Consider the following 15,106-nt stretch of genomic DNA (forward strand, 5'->3'; position numbering starts at 1 on the left):
GCGGCGGTCAGCGATCGTCGCCGCTGTGCGAGGTCGCGTCGGTCACGCTCTGGTCGTGCCCGCTCTTGTCGCTGAAGAACGCCGCCGCGAACAGGCCGCAGCCCAGCAGGACCGACAGGAACACCCCGCCGATCGTCGCCAGCACCAGCGACAGGCGCATCTCGGTATAGAGCGACAGATACCAGAGTGCCCCGATCACCATCAGCACCGCGGCAATCGCGATCCAGATCAGCATCCGCTTGAACTCGGCCATGGCGGCCGCACGGTCCTTCATGAGTCGAACTCCTTGATGCCGTGCCGCATGCGCTTCTTGCGGGCTATCGGCAAGCCGCGCCTGCGCTTATTCCCTGCATCCATGGATAGCGGAATTTGCACGCGCTGCGTCGCGCAAGGGCTGACGTCATGAAGCTGCTCGGCGCGGTGCTGGCGGGCGGCGAGTCACGCCGTTTCGGGTCGGACAAGGCGCTGGCCCTGCTCGACGGCAAGCCGCTCATCGAGCATGCGATCGCAGCGCTGTCGGCGCAGACCGATGCAGTGATCGTGTGCGGCCGCGAGTGGCAGGATTGGGTACCCGACCGGCCCGAACCCGGCCTCGGCCCGCTGGGCGGGATCAATGCCGCGATCCACGAAGCGGCGGCGCGGGGCTATGACGCCGTTCTTACCTGCGGCTGCGATGTACCTGCGATACCCGCCGATCTGGTCGCACGGCTTCGGGCTGCCGGACCGATGGTCTATCTTGCGGCGATGCCGATCATCGGCCTGTGGCCCGCAGGATTGGGGGCAGGGCTGGACGCGCATATCGCGGTCGCTCCCAATCGATCGGTGCGGCGCTGGGCGGACGCGCTTGGGGCCGTTGCGCTGGCCGCGGACGATGTTCCGCCCAATGTGAACACGCCACAAGACTTGGCGCGATTATTGGACTAGCGTCCGGCGCCGCGGGGGACTGGGGCACCAGCGCGGGACGAGTAATCCGGGGACGATCATGTTCGATGCATTCTGGAACGCGAGCTACCAGCCGCACGGCTATTGCCTGTACTGGGAACCCTGGCTGCTCTGGACCCATGTCGTCGCCGATGCGGTGATCGCCTTTGCTTATTTCTCGATTCCCGTCGCGCTCGTCATCCTCGTCCGCCGTCGCCGCGATCTCGAATTCGGCTGGATCTTCTGGTGCTTCGCCACCTTCATCATGGCGTGCGGCCTGACCCATATCATCGCGATCTGGACGATGTGGCAAAGCGTCTATGGGCTGGAGGCGCTGGTGAAGGTAATCACCGCCATCGCCTCGATCCTCACCGCCGTGGTCCTTTGGCCGCTGCTGCCCAAGGCTGCCGCGCTGCCGTCTCCGGCCAAGCTGCAGGCCGCCAATGCCGAGCTCGCCGCGATGATCGCCGAACGCGACGCGGTGCTCGAGGAACTGCGCGGTCAGATCGCCCAGCGCGAACAGGCCGAAGCCGCGCTGATGCAGTCGCAGAAGCTGGAGGCCGTGGGCCAGCTCACCGGCGGAATCGCGCATGATTTCAATAACCTGCTTCAGGCGGTTGCCGGCAATCTCGAACTTCTCTCGCGCAAGCCCGACGATCCCGACAAGGTCGTGCGCTGGACCGGCGCGGCGCTCGATGCGGTCGAGCGCGGGCGCTCGCTCACCGGCCAGCTGCTCGCCTTCTCGCGCCGCCAGCGGCTCCAGCTCACCTCAGTGCGCATCGCCGAGCTGATCGAGGGATCGCATGACCTGATCGAGCGTGCCGTTGCGCCTCTCTCGCGCGTCGAGTTCACGCCGATCGATCCGACACTCAATGTCGAGGCCGATCCGCTCCAGCTCGAACTCGCGATCCTGAACCTGGCGTTCAACGCGCGCGATGCGATGCCCGAAGGCGGGGTGCTCACCATCTCGGCCGAGCTGCGCAGCGGCGCTGTCGCGTCCGATCTGCCCGCGGGCGACTATGTAGCGCTGACCGTCGCCGATACCGGCACCGGCATGTCGCCCGAAGTCGCAACCCGTGCGGTCGAACCCTTCTACACCACAAAGGGAGTGGGCGAGGGCACCGGCATGGGCCTGAGCATGGCGTTCGGCGTGCTGCGCCAGTCGGGCGGATCGCTTGTGATCGAGAGCGAAGAGGGCAAGGGAACGCGGATCACCCTGCTGCTCAAGCTCTCCACGAGCGAGCCTGCGCGCGTGATTGGCGAAGTCGCCAGCTCGACGACCCGCATCGATCTGCATGGCCGCCTGATCGCGCTGGTCGATGACGACGATCAGGTACGCGTGACGCTGGCCGACACGCTGACTCTGGCCGGCGCCACCGTCGCCCAGGGCATCAACGGTAACGAGGCGATCGATCTGGTGCGCGAAACCAGCCCGGAGCTGCTGATCGTCGATTTCGCCATGCCCGGCATGAGTGGCGCGGAGGTGATCCGCCGCGTGCGCGAAACCAATCCGAACCTGCCGGTGCTGCTCGTCACCGGCTTCGCGGATTCTGCGACGCTCGATGCGGTGACCGGCGACGAAGTGACCGTGCTGCGCAAGCCGTTCGAGACGCGCGAGCTGCTCCGCAACGTCGCGCGCCTCCTCGGGGGCTGAGCGTTACGGCTTCTCGCGGTGAAGGTGACAATATAGCCAGGCGCCATTGGCGCTGGCCGTGACACCGACATATTTCAGCTTGTCCTTGCTGCCGGCCTCGACCCATTCGATCACCGTCAGCTGGATTTTATCGAGATCCTTGTCGTCATGCTTGCCGGCGCCGTTGCGGCTTTCGAGCAGCGTCTGATAGTCCTTGCACTGTGCGGTGCCGGGCACGAACTGAATGAAGGCCAGCTGGCGCTTGCCCGGTTCGAAATAGAAATTGGCCTGAAGCTGGATCGCGCCGTCCTTCGTTGGCGCGGTCGCAAGCTGGTGGTGACCGCTTACGTCCTTGCCGTCGCCGTCGCGCACCACCGCCACCGCGTTCGGCACCGCCTTGATCACCTGTTCGGGCGACATGCCCCATTTGGACGGCGCCCATTCCGCCAGCGCGGGCGCGGCGGAGGCGAGCAGCACGACCGCCGCAATTGCAATCTTGCGCATCTTCAATCCTCGATCTTACGGCGTCAGCGCTTCTGGACGATCAGCTTGCACAGACCGAAAACCGTGGGGCTGTGCGCATCGGAATAGGTCCCCCGGTCGCCGCCCACATTCGTCCATTCGATCGTGGTGCTGACATAAGGTACGCCGCTCGGGGTAACCTCGTCGACATCCCGGCGCTCGCCGGCGCCATAGCGCGCGACCAGCATGTCGCGGAACGCGGCGCAGCGCGGCCGGTCGGTCATGGTCAGGTTGACCAGTTCGAGCGTGCGGCTGGTCGGCGAGAAATAATATCGCGCGGTGACCGGATAATTGCCGATGCTGGTCGGGGCCTCGGCCAGCATGTGGCGGCCCCGCAGGATCTGGTTTTCCTTCATCGGCATCGCGACGGCGTTCGGCACCACCTTGATCACCTGTTCGGGCGTCATACCCCATTTGCTGGGCGCCCAATCGGCCAGCGCATGCGTCAGCGGCAGCACCACGGCCGCGGCGGCGGCAAGCAACAAATATCGCATCGTCATTCTCCCCCTTGGTTGGTTCAGCGCTTCTGGATGATCAGCTTGCACATGCCGATCATGTCGCCGCGCTTTGCCTCTGCATAGTTCATCCGGTCCGTGCCTGCGTTGGGCCATTCGATCGCGAGCACATCGAACGCCTGGTCACCTTCACCCATGACGCTCTCTTCCGATTCACCTTTGCCGTATCGCGCAATCAACGCGTTGCGATAGGCCGCACAGTCATCGGGATTGTTCGGCAGGAAGTCGATCATGCCCAGCTGGCGCGTTCCCGGCGCGAAGTAATAGCGTGCCTTGAGCTGCAATCCGGCATCGCTAACCGGCGCTTCCGCCAGCAGGTTCAGTCCGCGCAGGTTGAAGCTGCTGTCGAACGGTACGATCTTCGCGCCCGGCACCGCTGCCTGAACCTGTTCGGGGGTCATGCCCCATTTCGACGGCGGCCAGTCGGCCAGCGCGGGCGTCAGCGGCAACACTGCTGCAGCAGCGATGGCGAGCATCAAACGGCGCATCGAATCCCCTCCACCTTTACGGCAGGCTGGATCGTAGCTCCTCTACCCATGGCTTTGCTACCCCATCCGAAGGCGCCCGCCAGTCGCCGCGCGGGCTCAGCGCGCCGCCCGCCGAAACCTTGGGTCCGTTGGGAATGGCGGAACGCTTGAACTGGCTGGTCTGGAAGAAGCGCCAGAGGAAGGTCTCCAGCCATTTGGCGATGGTCGCCAGATCATATTGATTGCGCGCATCGGCCGGGAACCCCTCGGGCCACGATCCCGCATCGCTATCCTGCCATGCCTGAAGCGCGAGAAACGCGATCTTGGACGGGCGCAGACCGTGGCGAATCGTATAATGGAGGAAGAAATCGTGCAGCTCGTACGGGCCGATCCGGTCCTGCGTACTCTGCATGTTTCCTTCGGCATCGGCCGGAACCAGCTCGGGCGAAATCTCGGTGCCGAGGATGCGGCTCAGCACCTCCGCCGTATCGCCGCTGAACTCCCCGGTCTGCACCGTCCAGCGGATCAGGTACTGGATCAGCGTCTTGGGCACGCCGCTGTTCACGGCATAGTGGCTCATATGGTCGCCCACGCCATAGGTGCACCAGCCCAAAGCCAGCTCGCTCAGGTCGCCCGTGCCGACCACGAAACCGTCGCGCTGGTTGGCCAGGCGGAACAGATAGTCGGTGCGCAGCCCCGCCTGAACATTCTCGAAGGTGATGTCGTAGACCGGCTCGCCGCTGGCATAGGGATGGTCCATGTCGCGCAGCATCTGGTTGGCGGCCGGACGGATATCGATCTCGTCCCCGGTCACGCCCAGCGCCTTCATCAGCGCCCATGCATTGGCCTTGGTCTCGTCGCTCGTCGCGAAGCCCGGCATGGTGAAACCGAGGATCTCGGAGCGCGGCCGGCCGAGCCGGTCCATCGCCTTGGCCGCTACGATCAGCGCATGGGTCGAATCCAGCCCGCCCGAAACGCCGATCACCAGCCGCTTCGCCCCGGTCGCCACGATCCGCTTGCGCAGACCCTCCACCTGGATGTTGAAGGCTTCGTAGCAATCGTCGGCCAGTTTCGACGGCGTATTGGGAACGAACGGAAAACGCCTCAGCTTGCGGCGGAATCCGATATCCTCGAACTTCGATTGGTGATCGAAAGCGATCCGGCGGAAGCGCGTCTCCGGGTGGCCGGCGGCGGCAGCAGCATCGTTGAACGTGCCTGTCCGCATCCGCTCGAGGCGCAACCGCTCCAGGTCGATATCGGCATAGACGATCTCGGTCGTCAGTTCGAACCGTTCGGACGTGGCGAGCAACTCGCCCAGTTCGTAGATCTCGCCCTGGCCATCCCACGCCAGATCGGTCGTGCTCTCGCCCGGTCCCGATGCCGAATAGAGATAGGCCGAAGCCGTCCGCACCGAATGCGACGCGCTCAACAGCGCCCGCTCGCGCGCCTTGCCGACGGTGATGTTCGAAGCCGACAGGTTGCACAGCACCAAGGCCCCAGCCAGCGCACCCGCGGTCGAGGGCGGGGTAGGGGCCCAGTAATCCTCGCAAATCTCGGCATGGAAGACGAAGTCGCTCAGGTCGCTCGCCGCGAAGATCAGGTCGGTGCCGAACGGCACGCTCTGCCCCGCCACATCGATGCTCAGCCCGCTCAGCCCAAGGCCGGAGGCGAACCAGCGCTTCTCATAATATTCGCGGTAATTGGGCAGGAAGCTCTTGGGCACCACGCCCAGAATGCGGCCCTGCGCAATCGCCAGCGCGCAGTTATAGACGCGCCCGTTCCGCCGCAGCGCCGCGCCCACCAGCAGCACCGGCTTCAGCGTCGCGCTGGCCGCCACGATCGCCGCGACACCCGCCTCGGTCGCGTCGAGCAGCGCGTCCTGCAGATGCAGGTCGTCGATCGCATAGCTGGTAAGGTTCAGCTCGGGAAAGACCAGCAGGTCCGCATTTTCTGCGTCACCCGCTTTGGCCAGCGCAATCGCCGCTTCGGCGTTTGCCGCCGGATCGCCTGCAGTCGCGATAGGCGTGCAAACGCCCGCGCGGATCATGCCCTGACGATGAAGCGAATAGAAGGGATGCGCCTTGGCCATGCCGTGTCCTAGTCGCACGGCGCGTTCAGGCCAAGCCGCGCTGCCCTCAGACCTTCGCGGAGTAGATCATCCGCCCCTGGCCGAGCCGTTCGAACAGCCGGGCGAGGTCCTGTTCGCCCACCGCGAAGCAACCCTGGCTGCGGCCCAGCTTGCCCCATTTGCTGATCATCTCGGGGTTCGAATACCAGGCGCTGTGGATCACGATGGCGCGGTCCAGCGCATTGTTGTTGGTCGGGTCCAGCCCTTCCAGCCGCTGCGACATGCCGTGCTTGCCGACATAATAGTCGCTGGTGACGAAGCTGCCCTCGCAGGTCGCTTCCGATCCGACCGCGTTGGAGAAATTCTGGAGCACGCCGGTGTGCTGCGGATCCGATCCGATGCCATGCGCGACCAGCAGCGTCTCCACCCGGCCGGTGCCGAGGTTCACGATGTGGAAGCGCGGACGATAGGAGGGGATCGCGAAATCGGCGATCGCGATGCGGTCGTGCATCGGGATTCGCATTGAATGGCGGTTGAGCGAGGCAATTGCCTTGCGGAACAGTTCGGGGCGGATGCCCTGCGGCGTGATGTTACGCGCAGTGGATGCCGGAACCGTTTTGACTGGAATCGGAACGGGTGCCACCGGCAACGGCATCGGGCGCGCTGCGACCGAAGCAGTTTTCGTTGTACAGGCAGTCACGGCCATACCGCCTGCCACTACGAGCGCCGATTTGATGATCGCGCGCCGCGTCTGTGCCGATTCCAGTGAATCCATAGCCTCAGTCATTGCCCAAAATCATTCCCCACTGCGCAGAACATATAACAGAATCTTCTCCTGCCAATTGCTGAACAACTGTCCCAGACTGGGCATTTCGCCGCATAGTTTGCCCGGTTCATCGCCGCGTCAGTGGTTTTCCTTAGGCCGAACAACGGGTTGGCTCCGAAACGAGATTCCGGCGCCCCGATGATTCGCCCAAGGCACCAAAATGGGTTAATCGCGTTAACCAATCTGAACGCCGGGGTGATTCCCGGTGGATGCAGGGAGCTTGCCGATGGCGCCGTGGCGCGTGATTGCCGTCTCGATTGCGGGGGTATTGGGGATGGGGTCTTTGCCTGCCGCTGCGCAGGTGATCGAACCCAATCAGGTCGAGTTGATCTCGCTAAAGCCCGGTCAGTTCATGTGGTTCGAAACGCTGACGCCGGCCGGCACCTATCAGGGTCCGGTCTCCATCGTCGTGTCGATCCCCGCGCAGGTCCTGTACGTCTATCGCAACGGCGCGCTGATCGGCGTCAGCACGGTCTCGACCGGCAAGGAAGGCAAGGAAACGCCCACTGGCGAATTCACCATCCTCCAGAAAAAGCCGTTCCACCGCTCCAATCTCTATAGCAACGCGCCGATGCCCTGGATGCAGCGGCTGAGCTGGGACGGGATCGCGCTGCACGCAGGCAAGCTGCCGGGCTATCCAGCCTCGCACGGCTGCATCCGCTTGCCCAACGAGTTCGCCAAGCAACTCTTCTCGATGACCGAGATGGGCGGCACCGTGTCGGTGATCGACGAGACGGTCGACGATCCGCGCACCAACCCATGGGCACCGCCGCGGCTTCAGGCCGATCCCAGCCAGTTCGCCGGGGAGCGCTACAATCTGGTCACCGCCAGCGTGCAGCGCCCTCCCGCGCTCGCGCCGGTCAGGGACGATGGCACCCGCCCGTCGACGTCATGGGTCACCGGACCCACCCGCGAAGTGGTGCAGCCCATTCCCGCCGGCACGCGCTAAGGGTTCGGTCCCGCCGACGGCACGGGCCTGTCCGGCCTCGGGCATCGGGGGAGGTGTCTATCTTGCGAGGAGCAGGTTGAGAAAATGGCTGTCGGACCAGCCGCTTTTCCTCCCGTCGGCCAGCGCCGTCAGGTCGAGCCTCGCCTGGCGCACGATCGTGATACGGCGTGACGGGATGACGAAGAGGCGCTGATCGCCCGCGCCCGCTGCGACCACCATGTCGGCCGGCAGTTCCGCAGCATGAAGGGTGATATCCGTGGATCGCGTGACCGGATCGGTGGCGGGGGATGGGCGGGGCAACCACCAGGTCAGCCCATAGGCGGGATTGGCGCGACTGCCTTTGAACAGGTCGGCGAAAGCCGCCGGCTCGACAAGCGGCTTGCCATTCAGCCTGCCGCCTGCGCGAACGAACTCGCCGATCTTTGCCCATTCGACGGCCGAAAGGACGAGGCCTTGGGGCATCAGGGGCGCCCCGTCCGGCCCGTTGCGCCACGCCGCTATCCGCACCCCCAGCGGCGTCAGGATGCGTCGCTCGATATAGGTGCGCGGATTGCCATCCTCGCCCTTCGCCAGAAGCTTGCGGCGCATGATCTCGCCGAAGATCTGCATCGGGGCCGGGCCGTACTGGAACATGCTCCCCGGCGCCGAGGTCAGCGGCGCGTTCAACGAGTCCTGATAGCCGGCAGGTCGTCCGACCGACGATGTCTGCCCGCCCGTCATCGAGAGGAGCTGGCGCAACGTGATCTTCGATCTCTCGGGATCGTCGCGCCATTCGCCCAGCGTATCCGCCGCGCGTTCGTCGAGCGTGAGGAGTCCGTCCTGAACTGCGGCCGCGGCCATCAGCCCGACAAGGCTCTTTGTCCCGGACCAGAGTTCCTGCGGCTCGGCGATGTCGCTGGAGGCACAGCGTATCTTGCCGTCCTGGAGGACAAGCAGCGCGACGCCATCGTGCGCCTGCGAATATGCCAGGGCCGCCGCGCAGACCGGAAGCGGCCCGGACTCGGCCATTTCCACCGGTGCTGCCCAGGCTGTGGCGACCAGAAGGAAAATGTTGAGTTTCAAGCTCCGCTCCTGTCTCTAATACTTGTTATTACGTATATTATCGATAATAATTTCATTCGCAATCCTCCGCTGCTCGTCTGCGCCGCCAATCGGGAAGAGAGCAGGGGCGGAGACAACCGAACGGGAACAGATGGCCGAGACGAAAACGGAAGAAGACAGCGCCCCGACGCAGGATCGCGTTATCGCGCGCTTGCTGACCGACGATATCGTTGCGTGGCGGATTCCGCCGGGTTCATGGCTGCGCGAACGCGAGATCGCGACGCGGTTCGGCGTAAGCCATGCGCCGGTTCGCGAAGCCTTTCGGCATCTCGCGCGCGTTGGCCTGGTCAAGGTGGTGCCGTGGCGCGGCACGCATGTCATCGATATCGACGAACATGCTGCGAACGAGGTCTATGAACTCTGGAAGTCGCTGTTCGGCGTGGTTTGTCGCCTTGCCGCCGCCGCGATGACCGATCGGGACGGGCGGGAACTGATGCACCGGCTGGTCGAATATAAGGACGTGACCACCCGCACAGGGAATACGTTCGAGCATATCGAGGTCTCGAACCGGATAGGCCGCTTCATTGCCAAACGCAGCAATGCGCCGCTCGCGCTCGAATTACTCGACAGGGTCGCGCTGCTCGCGCGCTGGCAGCATAATGTCTACACCGACAGCTACATAGACAGCCATGGCAGTGAGGCGGGCAAGCGGTCGGCTGTCCTCTACGAAGCACTTTGCCGCCACATCGTGGCCCGGGACGGCGATGCCGCGGATGCCGCGGCGCGCAGCCTGATCGGCGTGACGCAGGACAGTTTCGGGCAGGCGCTCGATGAGTACAAGGCGCGGCACGCGAAACCGAAGCCGGGCCGCCGCCGCGCCAGGGCCTCATGAGCGGCCGCACGACCGATCGGCGAAACTTCCTCAGGGCGGGTCTTGTGGCGTCCGTCGCCCTGCCTGCCGGATCCGCTGCGGCGCGAGATCGCAAGGATGAATCCATGTTCGCGCCCGAACGGCTTCTTGCGGACGTCAGGTCATATGCCGAAGCGGGCAACAAGCAGTCGGGCGGGGCGGGTGACCGCCGGACCGCCGACTGGATTGCCGGGCGCCTGGCCGGATGGGGCTATGCGGTCGAGCGACAGGCTTTCGACGTGCCGTGGTTCGAGGCGTCCCGTTGCGAGCTGCTTGTCGGGGATCTCGCGATCGCGCTGGTTGCGCAGCCGCATCCGGCGGCAAAGGGCGGCGTCGACCTCACCGCGCCCCTGCGTCTCGCCGACACGGCCGAACGGCTCGATGGCACGATCGCGATCGTGCGCTTGCCTTATCGCCGTTGGTCGACCCTTGCAGACCGTGCGGTCCGTGAACCGATCGCCAGTGCGCTGGTGCGCGGTGCGAGTGCGATCGTCCTCGTCACGACCGGCCCCACCGGCGAGGCACTGCTTCTCAACGTGGCGGTCGATCGCCCAGTGTCGGACAGGCCGATCGCGTTGCTGGCGCCGCGCCAGGCGGCGCCCGTGATCGAAGCCGCACGCCATGGCCGCGCAGCGACGCTCCGTCTTTCCGGCAATGGGGGCATGCGGGTCGCCGAGAATGTCATCGGCCGGCTGGCGCGTCCTGCTCGCCCCTGGCTCGTCGTGTCGACCCCGCGGTCGGGGTGGACCGATTGCGTCGGCGAGCGGGGACCGGGGATCGCAATCTGGCTTGCGCTCGCCGAATGGATGCCCCGTGCCTATCCGCGGCACAGCCTGCTCTTCGTCTGCAACAGCGGGCATGAATATGAGAATCTCGGTGCGAGCCATATCGTCGAGACCGTAGGGCCACCGACCGCGGAAACTGATTTCTGGCTGCACCTCGGCGCCAACGCGGCGACGCGCGACTATCAGGAGCTGCCGGGGCGCTTGCTTCCCTTGCCGAGCGCAGATCCCTACCGGTTCCTCATGACCTCGCCCGAGTTCGTCGAGCGTGCCCGCGCGGTTTTCAAGGGCCAGCCCGGGATCGAGATGGCCTATGCGTCGGCGGAGGGGGCGGCGGGTGAACTCGCCGAGATCATCGGAGCCGGCTATTCGCGTCATGCCGGCGTCTTTGGTGCACACCGGCATCACCACGCTGTGACCGACGATTTGTCGACAATCGCACTCGAGCCGCTGGCTGCCGCCGCGCGCGGCTTTCGCGAGTTTCTGACCGCCATCATTCCGCACCAGCGCTGAACAGCCGATCGAAGTGCCCATTTTTTACGGCTTGACTCGTGCGCCCTAATGACAGAAATTATCGATAATAAATGACAAGTCGATTAGGGGAGATGTTTATGCGGTGCCAGAGGCGCGCTCTATTCTGCACGGCTGCAATCTGGGTGGCGGTCGCTACGCCCGCACTTGCTCAGGATGCAGTTCCCGGAACCTCCCCGATCAGTGAAGCCGCGGAAGCGAAGGACGATGACGGCGTCATCGTGGTCACCGCCCGCCGCCGCGAGGAACGGCTTGCCGATGTGCCGACCGCGGCGTCGGTCATAGACGCGACGTCGCTGGCCGATCGCGGCGGCGCGATCGGGAGCGGCGAATTGCTCGCCGACCAGCCGAGCGTCCGCTTCAACAATCTGAGCTCGTCGATCACTTCCGAGATCTCGATCCGCGCCTCGTCGACCGCGCGCGCGACCAATGGCGATCCGAGCGTCGGCCTCTATCGCAACGGCGCCTATATCGCGGGCGGGCCGGTGGGCGGTCGCAACTTCACGCGCATCGACATGCTCGACATCGGCCGGGTCGAGGTGCTGCGCGGGACGCAGGGCGCACTCTATGGCCGGAACGCCGTGGGCGGCGCGGTCAACATCATCTCGGCGGAGCCGGAGTTCAACTTCTCGGGCTGGGCAAGCGCGCGCTTCGGGTTCGAGAATGAGAGCTTCCAGGCGCAGGCCGCCATCAATCTACCGCTCGGGGACGGCGTTGCGATGCGCGTCAGCGGCGATCTCGTCCAGCAGAACAAGGGCTATTTCTACAATCCGGACAATGACGTCTATTTCGACCAGCAGAAGGGGCATGGGGTACGGGGACAACTGCGCATCAGGCGCGGTCCGGTGGATGCGATCATCCTTGCCGAAACCCAACGGCTCACCACCCCCGCGATCCACTACCAGATATTCATCCCCGCGGGCACGCCGGGCTTTCCGGGTGGCTATATCCAGGATCGCTTCCGCTATCCTTGGAGCACAGCGCCCCGCGCATCCCAGGACGTAGATGGACTGCAGGCGATCTTCCGCATCGACCTGGGCGGCGCCGAGCTCACTTCGACGACTTCCTTCCGCAAGCGTCATTCCGAATATGATCTCGATAATGATGCGATCAGCCCGGCCGAACTGGCGCGTGCGCGCACGGCAGGACAGATCGGCGCCCTGACTCCGCTCGATCCGAGCACCGCTTCCTATGTCCGCGATACGACGGACAATTTCTCGCAAGACATTCACGTCAGCGGCGAAAGCGATCGCCTCAACTGGCTCGTCGGCGCGGAGTTGCTGCTGCTCGACAGCGATTTTTCGGTAACCACCACACGAACGCCGACGCTCGCCAATCCCTCGCCGGGAAATATCGCCCCCGCGGGACTCGGTTTCGAAAGCTATGCGGCCTACGGCTCGCTCGGCTTCGACCTGACCGACAGCCTCAACCTGACCGGGGAACTGCGCTACACGCAGGACAGCCGCACCATCACCGCCCGGCTCTACGATCTCGCCACCGGCTTGCCGACGGGAGGGGCTTCGCGCGTCATCGATGACCGTATCAGCGCGGGGAATCTCTCCTATAACGCCACCCTGTCGTACCGGCTGGCGCCGGACATCCTCGCTTATGGCAAGGTCGGTACCAGCTATCGTGCCGGCGGGTTCAACACCCGCCTGTCCGATCCGCGCGCGCCCAGCCCGGTGCAGGTCCTCTTCGGCAACGAGAACAGCACCTCCTACGAGATCGGACTCAAGGGTAGTCCGGTCCGTCGCGGCTATTTTGCGATCGCGGGCTATTACACCGAGCTCAAGGATCTCATCGCCCAGGTGGACGATGGTTGCGCGCTCACCAATCCGACCTGTCCGGTGGCGGCGGTCAGCTATCTGACCAATGCCGGCAGCGCCCGGAGCTGGGGGATCGAGGCGGAATATATCCAGAGCTTCGATCTGGGCGAAGGCAATGGCCGGCTCGCACTGAGCGGCTCCCGTCAGGGCGGCGAGGTCAAGAGCGGGCGCTATAATGGCCTCGATCTGGCGCAGGTTCCCGATTGGCTGGCCTCGGCCAATCTCAATCTGCGCTATCCGGTCGCGACCGAGGTGGCCCTGACCGGCAATATCCTCGTGAGCGGCCAATGGGGCGGCAAGCAGGAACTCACTCCCGCATCGGTCAACCTGGACGATTACGTCCTCGTCAATCTCCGCGTCGGGGTCGAGATCGGCAAGATCAACATCAGCGTCTTCGCAAACAACCTCTTCGACCAGGTCTATTACGTCGCACAGGCGCCGACGATCAACCGGTACAGCCAGCCCCGGCTCGTCGGTGTCGAGGGGCGGATCTCGTTCTAGCCATGCTCGCCGGCGCGAGGTCGCAAGCCTTGTGCCGGGAAAGGAGGATGCCGGCATGCGGATGAGTGTATGGATCGCGATCGCCGCAGCGGCCCTGTGGCTGAACCCGGTGCCTGTGCACGCGGCGGATGCGGCGCCGCTCGTCACGCTTACGCAGGGACGCCTTGCCGGCGTTGGGAGCAACGGCGTGGAGCGCTTCCTCGACATTCCGTTCGCAGAAGCTCCCGTCGGGAATTTGCGCTGGCGCGCACCGCGCCCGCCGCGCGGCTGGGCCGGAATTCGCGACGCGTCGAAGCTGGGGCCGGCGTGCCCGCAGCCGGTGCGCCCCGCCATCGTCGCGGGCGGCATCGCGGACCATCAGTCCGAGGATTGTCTCCAGCTCAATGTCTGGCGGCCCGCCGGGGCGCGCAAGCTCCCCGTCATGCTATGGCTCCATGGCGGCGCCAATGTCATCGGCTCGGGCACGTTCCCGGCATTTGACGGCACTGCTCTCGCGCGCCAGGGCGTCGTTGTCGTCACGATCAACTACCGCCTCGGCGCGCTCGGCTATTTTGCGCATCCGGCGGTGATCGCTGCTGCGCCGCGAGGCGAAGCCGTCGCGAACTATGGCTTGATGGACCAGCTCGCAGCGCTCCGCTGGGTGCAGAGGAATATCGCTGCCTTTGGGGGCGATCCGCACCAGGTCACCCTTTTCGGTGAATCGGCCGGCGCCATTGGCGTGACGACCATCCTGGCCCAGCCTCAGGCAAAAGGCCTGTTCGCACGGGCGATCGTGCAATCCGGGATCGCGTTGTTCGAACCGCGCCCGCTTGCCCGGCAGGCGGCACTCGACGTCGATCTGGCCACTCGCGCCGGCGCTGCTGCCGGTGGTTCGATGGCCGATTTGCGCCGGATTCCCGTTGCCGCCCTCGTCGCCGCGGGAAAGGGAGGGCCGGCCGGCGCGATGACCGGCCCGATCCTCGATGGCATGCTCGTTCGCGAGGCGCCGTGGATGACCCTTGCGCGCAGGGAAGTTGTCGATGTCCCGCTGCTCGTCGGCGCGAACGGCAATGAAGCGAGCGTCATCCTCGCAATGGGCGTGCCTGCGGCCAGCGCACTCGGCTATATTGGCAGAGACCAGGCCGCCGGGCGCATGGCCTATGGCACCGGAATTGCGGACGACGAGCTTGCTCGGCAGGTGCTCGGCGACGCCTGGTTCGTTGCACCGGCGCGATGGCTGGCGGCGCGAACCGCAGGGGGCGCGTCGTCCTACCTCTATCATTTCGACTATGTCGCGACCGCGCGGCGCAGCACCGCCAAGGGCGCCGCCCATGGATCCGAGATTCCGTATCTTTTCGGAACGCTCGATTACTTCTCGTCGCTGGCGGGGCCCGTAAGCGCGGAAGATCAAAGGTTCGCGGGGCAAGTTTCGGCCTGCTGGATCGCCTTCGCCAGGACAGGGACACCTCGCTGCGCGCTGGCCCCCGAATGGCCACGCTATTCCGAAGCCGCCGACCAGCTTGCGCTTCTGACGCCGGACGCGCGCATCGTCTCCGGCTTTCGCAGGGCGCAGCTCGATTTGATCTTGGGGGCATTTTTCGGGAACCGCGCCACCAGACCCTAGCTGCTGCCCGC

Annotated in this window: 14 protein-coding genes; 7 read left to right on the forward strand and 7 right to left on the reverse strand. The window is 65.2% G+C overall.

What is annotated here, in order from left to right:
• Window positions 1–7 precede the first annotated feature (7 nt).
• On the reverse strand, window positions 8–274 hold the full coding sequence (locus P1X14_RS10320) for a hypothetical protein (protein ID WP_277315274.1): 267 nt from the start codon (window positions 272–274) through the stop codon (window positions 8–10).
• Window positions 275–402: 128 nt separating this feature from the next.
• Between P1X14_RS10320 and P1X14_RS10325 the strand changes: the two genes are divergently transcribed.
• Together P1X14_RS10325 and P1X14_RS10330 are read left to right on the forward strand one after the other, a co-directional pair.
• Entirely contained in the window at window positions 403–924 is a 522-nt protein-coding gene (locus tag P1X14_RS10325) for a molybdenum cofactor guanylyltransferase (RefSeq protein ID WP_277315275.1), read from the forward strand.
• Window positions 925–982: 58 nt separating this feature from the next.
• Window positions 983–2,575, forward strand: coding sequence for a response regulator (locus tag P1X14_RS10330; protein WP_277315276.1), 1,593 nt, complete (start codon window positions 983–985; stop codon window positions 2,573–2,575).
• 3 nt (window positions 2,576–2,578) lie between these two features.
• Here P1X14_RS10330 and P1X14_RS10335 read toward each other — a convergent pair whose 3' ends face one another.
• Genes P1X14_RS10335 through P1X14_RS10355 form a run of 5 tightly spaced genes read right to left on the reverse strand, consistent with a single transcriptional unit; the run spans window position 2,579 to window position 6,913 of the window.
• The gene (locus P1X14_RS10335) at window positions 2,579–3,058 is read right to left on the reverse strand and encodes a hypothetical protein (RefSeq protein WP_277315277.1); all 480 of its coding nucleotides are present in this window, start codon (window positions 3,056–3,058) and stop codon (window positions 2,579–2,581) included.
• Window positions 3,059–3,081: 23 nt separating this feature from the next.
• Window positions 3,082–3,570, reverse strand: coding sequence for a hypothetical protein (locus P1X14_RS10340; RefSeq protein WP_277315278.1), 489 nt, complete (start codon window positions 3,568–3,570; stop codon window positions 3,082–3,084).
• 23 nt (window positions 3,571–3,593) lie between these two features.
• Window positions 3,594–4,079, reverse strand: a complete 486-nt coding sequence (locus P1X14_RS10345; protein ID WP_277315279.1) for a hypothetical protein — start codon at window positions 4,077–4,079, stop codon at window positions 3,594–3,596.
• Between the two features lie 16 nt (window positions 4,080–4,095).
• Window positions 4,096–6,147 (reverse strand): NAD(+) synthase, encoded by a 2,052-nt coding sequence (locus P1X14_RS10350; protein ID WP_277315280.1) that lies wholly within the window; start codon window positions 6,145–6,147, stop codon window positions 4,096–4,098.
• A gap of 46 nt (window positions 6,148–6,193) precedes the next feature.
• Window positions 6,194–6,913: a murein L,D-transpeptidase catalytic domain family protein gene (locus P1X14_RS10355; RefSeq protein ID WP_346770450.1), complete on the reverse strand. Its 720-nt coding sequence runs from the start codon at window positions 6,911–6,913 to the stop codon at window positions 6,194–6,196.
• Between the two features lie 265 nt (window positions 6,914–7,178).
• Here P1X14_RS10355 and P1X14_RS10360 point away from each other — a divergent pair, with 265 nt between their 5' ends.
• A complete protein-coding gene (locus P1X14_RS10360) occupies window positions 7,179–7,901 on the forward strand; it encodes a L,D-transpeptidase family protein (RefSeq protein ID WP_346770451.1) in 723 nt (240 codons plus the stop codon).
• A 57-nt stretch (window positions 7,902–7,958) separates the two neighbouring features.
• On the opposite strand, the gene P1X14_RS10365 is transcribed toward P1X14_RS10360, so the two are convergent.
• Window positions 7,959–8,909 (reverse strand): serine hydrolase domain-containing protein, encoded by a 951-nt coding sequence (locus P1X14_RS10365; protein WP_277315322.1) that lies wholly within the window; start codon window positions 8,907–8,909, stop codon window positions 7,959–7,961.
• Between the two features lie 184 nt (window positions 8,910–9,093).
• On the opposite strand from P1X14_RS10365, the gene P1X14_RS10370 reads away from it, so the two are divergent.
• The 4 genes from P1X14_RS10370 (at window position 9,094) to P1X14_RS10385 (ending at window position 15,095) form a co-directional block, all read left to right on the forward strand.
• On the forward strand, window positions 9,094–9,834 hold the full coding sequence (locus P1X14_RS10370) for a GntR family transcriptional regulator (protein WP_277315282.1): 741 nt from the start codon (window positions 9,094–9,096) through the stop codon (window positions 9,832–9,834).
• 104 nt (window positions 9,835–9,938) lie between these two features.
• A complete protein-coding gene (locus P1X14_RS10375) occupies window positions 9,939–11,147 on the forward strand; it encodes a hypothetical protein (protein ID WP_277315283.1) in 1,209 nt (402 codons plus the stop codon).
• 98 nt (window positions 11,148–11,245) lie between these two features.
• On the forward strand, window positions 11,246–13,492 hold the full coding sequence (locus tag P1X14_RS10380) for a TonB-dependent receptor (RefSeq protein ID WP_277315284.1): 2,247 nt from the start codon (window positions 11,246–11,248) through the stop codon (window positions 13,490–13,492).
• A gap of 61 nt (window positions 13,493–13,553) precedes the next feature.
• A complete protein-coding gene (locus P1X14_RS10385; protein ID WP_277315285.1) occupies window positions 13,554–15,095 on the forward strand; it encodes a carboxylesterase family protein in 1,542 nt (513 codons plus the stop codon).
• Window positions 15,096–15,106 lie beyond the last annotated feature (11 nt).

It is taken from the genome of Sphingomonas sp. AOB5 (genome assembly GCF_029433115.1).
In the GTDB taxonomy this organism is placed as follows: domain Bacteria; phylum Pseudomonadota; class Alphaproteobacteria; order Sphingomonadales; family Sphingomonadaceae; genus Sphingomonas.

Excerpts from the sequence above, each read along its gene's own strand:
- P1X14_RS10320 (WP_277315274.1), bottom strand. The coding sequence starts at position 274 with ATGAAGGACCGTGCGGCCGCCATGGCCGAGTTCAAGCGGATGCTGATC.
- P1X14_RS10325 (WP_277315275.1), top strand. The coding sequence starts at position 403 with ATGAAGCTGCTCGGCGCGGTGCTGGCGGGCGGCGAGTCACGCCGTTTC.
- P1X14_RS10330 (WP_277315276.1), top strand. The coding sequence starts at position 983 with ATGTTCGATGCATTCTGGAACGCGAGCTACCAGCCGCACGGCTATTGC.
- P1X14_RS10335 (WP_277315277.1), bottom strand. The coding sequence starts at position 3,058 with ATGCGCAAGATTGCAATTGCGGCGGTCGTGCTGCTCGCCTCCGCCGCG.
- P1X14_RS10340 (WP_277315278.1), bottom strand. The coding sequence starts at position 3,570 with ATGCGATATTTGTTGCTTGCCGCCGCCGCGGCCGTGGTGCTGCCGCTG.
- P1X14_RS10345 (WP_277315279.1), bottom strand. The coding sequence starts at position 4,079 with ATGCGCCGTTTGATGCTCGCCATCGCTGCTGCAGCAGTGTTGCCGCTG.
- P1X14_RS10350 (WP_277315280.1), bottom strand. The coding sequence starts at position 6,147 with ATGGCCAAGGCGCATCCCTTCTATTCGCTTCATCGTCAGGGCATGATC.
- P1X14_RS10355 (WP_346770450.1), bottom strand. The coding sequence starts at position 6,913 with ATGACTGAGGCTATGGATTCACTGGAATCGGCACAGACGCGGCGCGCG.
- P1X14_RS10360 (WP_346770451.1), top strand. The coding sequence starts at position 7,179 with ATGGCGCCGTGGCGCGTGATTGCCGTCTCGATTGCGGGGGTATTGGGG.
- P1X14_RS10365 (WP_277315322.1), bottom strand. The coding sequence starts at position 8,909 with ATGGCCGAGTCCGGGCCGCTTCCGGTCTGCGCGGCGGCCCTGGCATAT.
- P1X14_RS10370 (WP_277315282.1), top strand. The coding sequence starts at position 9,094 with ATGGCCGAGACGAAAACGGAAGAAGACAGCGCCCCGACGCAGGATCGC.
- P1X14_RS10375 (WP_277315283.1), top strand. The coding sequence starts at position 9,939 with ATGTTCGCGCCCGAACGGCTTCTTGCGGACGTCAGGTCATATGCCGAA.
- P1X14_RS10380 (WP_277315284.1), top strand. The coding sequence starts at position 11,246 with ATGCGGTGCCAGAGGCGCGCTCTATTCTGCACGGCTGCAATCTGGGTG.
- P1X14_RS10385 (WP_277315285.1), top strand. The coding sequence starts at position 13,554 with ATGAGTGTATGGATCGCGATCGCCGCAGCGGCCCTGTGGCTGAACCCG.